The organism is Mesorhizobium sp. M2A.F.Ca.ET.037.01.1.1 (genome assembly GCF_003998075.1).
Lineage (GTDB): Bacteria > Pseudomonadota > Alphaproteobacteria > Rhizobiales > Rhizobiaceae > Mesorhizobium.
On sequence record NZ_RZSA01000246.1, the window covers coordinates 1 to 7,401 of the forward strand.

The 7,401-nt window shown below is 60.9% G+C and carries 7 protein-coding genes and 1 pseudogene; 5 read left to right on the top strand and 3 right to left on the bottom strand.

The window, feature by feature from the left end; all coding sequences use genetic code 11:
* Positions 1 to 232, top strand: a 232-nt coding sequence (locus tag EOA27_RS40695) for a hypothetical protein (protein WP_189562032.1), incomplete at its 5' end; no start/stop codon positions are given.
* A gap of 69 nt (positions 233 to 301) precedes the next feature.
* On the opposite strand, the gene EOA27_RS40700 is transcribed toward EOA27_RS40695, so the two are convergent.
* Positions 302 to 454: a hypothetical protein gene (locus tag EOA27_RS40700; protein WP_189341885.1), complete on the bottom strand. Its 153-nt coding sequence runs from the start codon at positions 452 to 454 to the stop codon at positions 302 to 304.
* A gap of 126 nt (positions 455 to 580) precedes the next feature.
* Between EOA27_RS40700 and EOA27_RS14490 the strand changes: the two genes are divergently transcribed.
* From EOA27_RS14490 to EOA27_RS14525, 4 genes and pseudogenes are all read left to right on the top strand, one after another.
* Entirely contained in the window at positions 581 to 922 is a 342-nt protein-coding gene (locus EOA27_RS14490; protein WP_245467263.1) for a hypothetical protein, read from the top strand.
* 1,400 nt (positions 923 to 2,322) lie between these two features.
* On the top strand, positions 2,323 to 3,351 hold the full coding sequence (locus EOA27_RS14510; protein WP_245463172.1) for an NAD(P)/FAD-dependent oxidoreductase: 1,029 nt from the start codon (positions 2,323 to 2,325) through the stop codon (positions 3,349 to 3,351).
* Between the two features lie 314 nt (positions 3,352 to 3,665).
* Positions 3,666 to 4,438: pseudogene (xth, locus tag EOA27_RS14520) on the top strand (exodeoxyribonuclease III).
* Positions 4,439 to 4,754: 316 nt separating this feature from the next.
* Positions 4,755 to 5,717, top strand: coding sequence for a manganese catalase family protein (locus EOA27_RS14525; RefSeq protein ID WP_126079512.1), 963 nt, complete (start codon positions 4,755 to 4,757; stop codon positions 5,715 to 5,717).
* A gap of 145 nt (positions 5,718 to 5,862) precedes the next feature.
* On the opposite strand, the gene EOA27_RS14530 is transcribed toward EOA27_RS14525, so the two are convergent.
* Positions 5,863 to 6,339 (bottom strand): DUF2269 family protein, encoded by a 477-nt coding sequence (locus EOA27_RS14530; RefSeq protein ID WP_126079513.1) that lies wholly within the window; start codon positions 6,337 to 6,339, stop codon positions 5,863 to 5,865.
* The coding region (locus EOA27_RS14535; protein WP_145970352.1) for an SDR family oxidoreductase at positions 6,339 to 7,401 on the bottom strand (1,063 nt) is incomplete at its 5' end. The genes EOA27_RS14530 and EOA27_RS14535, both read right to left, overlap by 1 nt.

A 7,401-nucleotide genomic window follows, 5' to 3' on the forward strand; every position in this document is an offset into this window, starting at 1 on the left:
TCCCGATCTGGATGCCGCGCGCCTGGAAGCAGTGCGCGCGGCCGGCGAGATGATCAACGACAGCAAGCAGTCTTTTTGGGAGCATATGACCCCCTGGATCATGAACGTAACGGATGACCAAAATCGGCTTCTGTTCACTCTCCAGTTCGCTGCAAAGGTGCCATCTGGACAGGCCCTTTACATTCCGCGAGAGGGCGAAGCAAAAAACCCGCTGGCCGAAGCCAGCGGGTGAGAGGTGGTTGGTCTCGGACCCACCAGGACCGAGCGACCAATCATGTGCACGGGCCGCGCCTACAAATTTTTAGGGAAGGGCTTGCTTCAGGCGCAGCTCGTCGATCTCCCGCTTCAGGTCCTGGATGACGTCACGACGCGCGCCGAAGTCCTGACAGTTCGTCAATGCGGCAATTTGAAGTCCGCCGGTCGCCCGATTCCGCCGCATCCACTCGTTGTGCATCACGCCGGTCGGAAAGTAGCGCCTTCCGCCCCGTCTGCCGGGTTTCCGTGGCGTGCCACGATCCGTGCCGGACCTGGAACCAATCGCGCGCGCCCAAGTTAGGAAGAGCTTATCGGGGACTTCGCTATGCTCCTTGCCTTGGACGATGCGATCTCGTCGGCTGTTTTGGCCGGCCGAGGGGCAGATGTGGAAATCTTCGGCGTGGTCGACCTCACCAGCAAAATTGAAACGCGGATCAGCGCTTTAAGCTTGGGGCACGCCATCCAGTTCGTCGCCAACGCGTCGGTGCTCGGTTACGATGTTCGCGGTGCCATGGTCCATACGGGTTACCGGGCACGCCAAGCCTCAGGAAATGGGGCTGCGACCGCCTGTGGTCGCAATACGGTGGCGCCTTGCTCCAGCCTTGAATGCCGGACGCGGGCGCGCTGCAGTAAACTGGGATTGCCGATCCCACCGGCTAAACGCTAATCCTCGTACCTCCGTGCTGACGGCCGGCGCTCGTAGTCTACTGGGGCATTGCCAATATTCGAGCCTCTCCACGCCCGACCTCGCGTCCAAGCTTGAAAGCGGCATAGACTGCGCCGAGAGTTATCAGAAATCTGAGCATGATTGTTCTCCGTTCAGGGCAGAGCAGCCGGAGCAACTCCTGTTGGTTCCGGCAATCGTCCTCGAGTGGAACCCGCGCCCCTCGGCAAGGACGCGGGCCGGTGTCTCCACCAATCTGCGGTCGCTTGAGGGGACGATCGCAGACCTCTTTTCAACAAGCTGAATTACCGCTTGTTCCTTCATCAAAAGAAGAACCGCGACTGAAGCCCTCTCGTGAAGGTTCGAATTAGAGCGCCGGCTTCAGAGGGGTGAACAAGCTAGCGACCGGTGACGCCCTCGGCAGAGAGCGAAAACCAATCCCGCAGTCTTCGAGGTGTTTCGGTCCGGCTGCCGAGGAAGAGAACATACCTTTCCAAATCCAGAGCTTGGGTAGTTCCAGTCCGACGGACGCGCGTGCAATTCAAGAGACTCGTGGTGGCGTCGCGAGCGGCGTGCTTTCAGTGCCAGTGCGCTACATGCACACGCCGTCGGAAGTTCTTTGCCTCGACGACGTGCAAGCTACCGTCGATCTGGTTTGCGCCTACTGTCGACGATTGACGCCTGAGCTGGACTTCACGCCAGAATGAGGGGGTTCCCTTCCGCCATAGGCATGACCAGAAGGTCCCTTCACCTTTCAACAGTTCACTGGTCCCGATTGGCGCCGAGCTTGCTTCTGGAACAGATGACCGTTGACGGAGTTCGGTAGTGGGCAGCAGGCTCCAATCTGCCCAAGCGGCCCGCTGCTACTTCTCTTGGCTGAGGCATCACTAGCAGCGGCCACTCCGGCTAAACGCGACATGATTGATATGGGGAAGAAGGAAAAGCTTAGGGCCAAACATAGAGCTGAAAAGCCTTTAGAAAGCGCGCTCATCGCGGAAGCAGCCTACTACGCCCGCAGGTGCGGTATCACCATCCACGAAGCCGCTAAGATCATTCGACAAGCCACACACCGAACCAGATAGTTTCGCCGACCAGACGTCATGCTCAGACTAACCACCTCGAGTTACCGCCATCGTGCCACTGGCGACAACCATCCAGTTCACTTCGGCCTTCTTCATCTGCCCTCGAAGCTCCGGTTTCAGGCCCTTGTCGAGCATTGTGACAATCGAGCCTGGATCCTCGAGATGGCTGAGTCTCTTCGGTCGTTACGTCGAGCAACATGTTCTTGCGGCCGAGATCGTCTTCGCCCCGGCATTGGGTGAAATAGCGCATGCAGCAAGCTCGCCAACCGCGCCGCCGAACTGCTCCATTTTTTGACCTCCCGCCAGCAGCAACTTGACTGGATGCTGCACAAGCACGCTAGCGGAACAACAAGGGCCTGTGCTTGTTCGGCGGCGATGATCAATCCGGGCATCAATCGCTTTTGCGATGTCGCTGTTGTGGGGGGCGGTCCTGCCGGTCTTGCCGCGGCCGTCTATCTGTCTCGCTTCTTGCGATCCGTGCTGCTCTTCGACGCCGGCGACGGACGGGCGGAACTCATTCCCAAGACCCACAATTGCCCAGGCTTTCCCGATGGCGTTTCAGGCAAGGATCTGCTGGCCCGCTTGAGAGCGCAAGCGATGGCATACGGAACCGAAATAGTCGCGGCGGGCGTAAAGTCTCTGACAGCAAGACCCGGTGCTTTCGTTCTCGCAACGACTACCGGTCACGTTCATGCGTCCCGCGTTGTGCTCGCGACGGGCGTCGTCGATCGGGCCCCCGCTATGCATGGCCTGCGCAAGGCGATTGCGGCAGGGATTGTTCGGCTGTGTCCTGTTTGCGATGCCTATGAGGTTCAGGGACAGCGCATCGCGGTTGTTGGCCCCGAACGCTCGGCTCTTAAAGAGGCTCTGTACCTGCGGCACTACAGTCGGGACATTTGCATCATATGCAACTATCCCGAAGACGTTTCAGGGTCTACCCGTGCGAAGGCTGGCGCCGCCGGCATTGCGGTCCGGGACTTCGTGGACGATCTTGTTCCACGGAACTCCGGCCTCGATCTCGTCATGGCGGATGGATCGACGGAGCGGATCGACGTGCTTTATGCCGCCATGGGGTGCGACGTTCGATCGGAACTCGCCATGGAAGTTGGCGCGCACTGTGATGAGGACGGCTACATTCTCATTGGACCACACGCGCAAACCTCGATCGAGGGGGTCTACGCCGTCGGAGACGTGGCCAAAGCACTGAACCAGATAGCGGTGGGATTTGGTCAGGCGGCTTTGGCATCCACTCATATCCACAATGCCATGCTAGCGGAGCGAGCCGGCTCACGATGCGAGAAAGAGCCAGAAGCGCATCATCAGTCCCCAAATCCACGACCTGGCGGATGATAATAATCCACAGGTCAATTACCGGCTTTGATGCCTATCAGCCTTCGGTCACGCCCTCATCGCGGCCACCGACGTTTCACAATGGCCTTGAACGCGGAAACCGTACCTGCCACCGTTGATGCCATGCACCTTGTTCAAATTCTGCTCCCATGCATGGACAACCAAGGGCAGCCTTTCGGGCAGGAAGAATTCGAGAGGGTAAAGGAAGAGCTGGCTGGCCGTTTCGACGGCGTTACCGCTTTCCTCCAGGCTCCTGCGGATGGGCTGTGGAGAATGGGGGCCGAGGGTGTTCGAAATACCCCTGGGATATAGCGATGACGCGGATCGCGACGTTCAACGTCAATGGCGTCAATGGCCGCTTGCCGGTGCTGCTGAAGTGGCTTGGCGAGACTGCCTATGACGTGGTCTGCCTCCAGGAACTGAAAACGTCGGACGACAAATTTCCGATCGAGGCAATTCGAGATGCCGGCTTCGGCGCGATCTGGCACGGCCAGAAATCCTACAATGGCGTGGCAATCCTCGCGCGTGAACGGACCCGGTCGAGCGCCGCCGCGGCTTGCCGGGCGATCCCGATGATACGCATAGCCGCTATTTAGAGGCGGAGATCGACGACCTTGTCGTCGGCTGCATCTATCTCCCCAATGGCAATCCGGCGCCAGGCCCCAAGTTCGATTACAAGCTCCGCTGGTTCGAACGTCTCCTGACCTACATCAAATCCCTACTAGACGAGCACGCCGTTCTCTGTGGCGACTACAATGTCGTCCCCACCGAGATGGACGCTGTAGTGCCTGCGCGCTGGTTGGGCGATGCCGTCTTCTTCCTGGAAAGCCGGAGCGCCTACGCTCGCATGCTGGACCTGGGCTGGGTGGATGCGATTCTCCGGATCCACCCAGGCAAGGGCATATACACCTATTGGAACTTCTCCTATCGCGGCGGCTACGATCGCAGCTCCGGCCTGCGCATGGATCACTTGCTTGTAAGCCCATCGCTTGCGCAGACGATCCAAGCTGCAGGTGTCGATGTCGAGACCCGTGGGTGGGAAAAGCCCAGCGATCACGCTCCCGCCTGGATCGACGTCGACCGATGAAACCGCCGCGCTTGCCCCCCCTTCCGGCCTGGACCTTTGTGCTTGTTCAGCCCGCGCCGATAGATCACTGACCCGTCGTCCCGAGGTGCGTCGATTGACCGGTCAGACGCGCTCCCGATCGCCGGCACGATATTGTCGCGCTAGTCGAGCGTGCCGCGGGCGCGGCGTGATCGCCCTCAAGGCTCATCAAAGCAAAAATTCCACCAGAAGGTTCTTTCGCCCTGAGCCAAGAGCGGGTGACCATCCGCCATTCTATTTCCGCGAGGAACAATCACCGCGCCGCGATGTTAGGGAGCCTCAACCCTGGAGGCCCCCCATGTTCATGCACAACAAGCGACTGCAGTACACCGTCCGTGTCTCGGAACCCAATCCGCGTCTCGCCTGTATGATCATGGAACAGTTCGGAGGCGCCGATGGCGAGCTTGCCGCCGCCATGCGCTACTTCACCCAAGGGCTGGGCGAAGACGATGTCGGCCGCAAAGACATGTTGCTCGACATCGCAACCGAGGAATTGAGCCACCTGGAGGTCGTCGGCTCGATTGTCACCATGCTCAACAAAGGCCTGAAAGCACAGCTTGCCGAAGGGCAGATGAAGGAGGCAGAGCTCTACTTGATGGTTGGCGCCAGCGGCACGACGGCCAAGGAGTCCATCCTGTTCGGCGGCGCACCTGCGCTGTGCGACTCCGCTGGGGTGCCGTGGACTGCCGCCTATATCGATTCCCGCGGCGAGCCCACCGTCGACCTGCGGTCCAACATTGCGGCGGAGGCAAGGGCCAAGATCGTCTATGAGCGGCTGATCAACATCACCGATGATCCCGGCGTCAAGGACGCGCTAGGGTTCCTCATGACGCGCGAAATCGCGCATCAGAAATCGTTCGAGAAAGCGCTGTACGCGATCGAGAACAACTTCCCCACCGGCAAGCTCCCCGGCATCGAGAGATTTGCCAGCATGTACGTCAACACGTCGCAGGGCGAAGGGGACATAAACGGGCCGTGGAACTCGGGCGATGAATGGGACCGCGTGGACGACCTTGAGGAAGTCATGCCGGCGGACGATGGCGATGGGACGGCAACAGTCAAGCTGGCGGCCAAGGACATGAAGATCGTAGCCAAGATGGGCGAGCGCACGCTTTCTGACCCCTCCTCCGCTCCGACCACGGGCGCGGATCTAGGTGCCGGACCGGGGGCCGGACGAACCAAGAATGGCGACATGGGCGGCGCGGCGAGCATCAAAGAGGCGCCTGCGCGGGCAGAGGCCACCCCTCGCAAGAAAAGATGAAGTGGGCTGATTGGGCCCTGCCAATTTGACGAGGCCCGGTGCGTCCTTACGGGGTACACGAGATGCCAAAGGCGGGAGAGACAGCCCTCGCTGGCCGCAAGACACTGTCGTTGCGCGTCCGTATCGCGCAGAGTTCGGGAGCTCGTCAGAACAGCTCGATTGCGGGCCGTGTGATCATGAGCCAATAGATCGCGGCCACGCATGCGAATGCTGGAAACCCGAAAGCGAACCAAAGCCGAAAGAGCTGTTTGTAGCGCTCGGGCGGCGGGATGCCAGCGGATGCGGCTTGCGCAGCGAGATCCCGCATGCGCATCTGCATCCACACCACCGGTAACCAGAACAGCCCGGTGACGACGTAGAGCAGGATCGACAGCACGATCCAGCCCTCGCGGAGCGAGTAGCCAGACTGCCAGGCCAATGCGGCGCCGGTTATCGGTTGCGCGATGACGGCAGTGGCGGTGAACAGGAAATCGGCAATGACGACGATCCGGGCCACGGCGGCGATCGTGGCGGCGCTGCCGGTCCGGTGGGCGAGGAGCATGAAGAACGCAATGCCGGCACCGGTGCCGAGCAGCACGGCAGCGCCGATGAGGTGCAAATATTTCAGCGCAAAGTAGAGCATCAGCGTTCCTCCAGGATCGCCAGCGCGCAGAAGTGCAAGACGAGTATCGGCAGGATTTTCATCAGGGGGCCGAGGGGCTCGTTCCACAGGTCCGGGCGAAGAATTGTTCCAGCAATCGCATAGAAGGATGAAATCGAGATCGCCCCCCAGAGCCCTACCCGGCTGGCCGGACGCCATGCGATCATCGCGCCGACGACCATATCGGCCAACGCGCCTGCGACAACAGCCGGGCCGGCCAAGGGCTCGAAGGCGGTGTTGAGCAGAAGCTCCACTCCGCTGCGCCAACCGGTGGTGAGGGAGATGATACCGGTCGCGATCCAGAAGAACGGCAGAACCACGAAGATTGCCGGCTTCACGAAGTAGAGCCTGGCAAACCAGCGCTCTTGCACGGTGGGAGGGCTGGCGGCCAAGGCGGACGCGAGACTGGACGGCTGGAGCCCGGTTGCAAGCTTCCACGGCTCCAAAGCGCCGGTCGCACCGCGCGCGATTTCCTTGGCGGCGTTGGTGCGTATTGGAGGCCGCCAGCCGAGGAGGCCCGCCACGTCGCCGAGCCGGTAAAGCGTTGCGGCCATCCATCCGGGCAGGACAAACTCCTTCGCTCTGCCCCACCCAAACCATTGGCGGTACCGGGCGACGACTTCGCTCATCGTCAGTGCCTCGGGTCCTGCCAGTTCGAGCGTCAGGCGGAACGGGCCTTGCCTACCGAGCAGGATCGAAACAGTGGAGACCACATCGTCAAGTTGGACCACCTGCAGAAGCCCCGTGCCGGGCATTGCTGGAGCCAGCGGCAGGGCCGCGAGGCCTCGAAAAAGGGCGCTTGCGCCGAAGGCGGGCCGACCGAGCACCACCGAGGGCCGCAGGATCAACCAGTTGAGATCACGCTCCATCAACGCATGGTCCCCAGCCAGCTTGCTGGCCGAGAAAGCTGAAGGCTGTTCCCGGTCGACACCGACTGCAGAGAAATGGATAACCCTTCGTACGCCTGCGCGTTCGCAGGCAGCAAAGAGAGCCGAGGCGCCGGTAGCATGAACGTTGCGCGTATTCTCCCGAGCACTGTCCTGA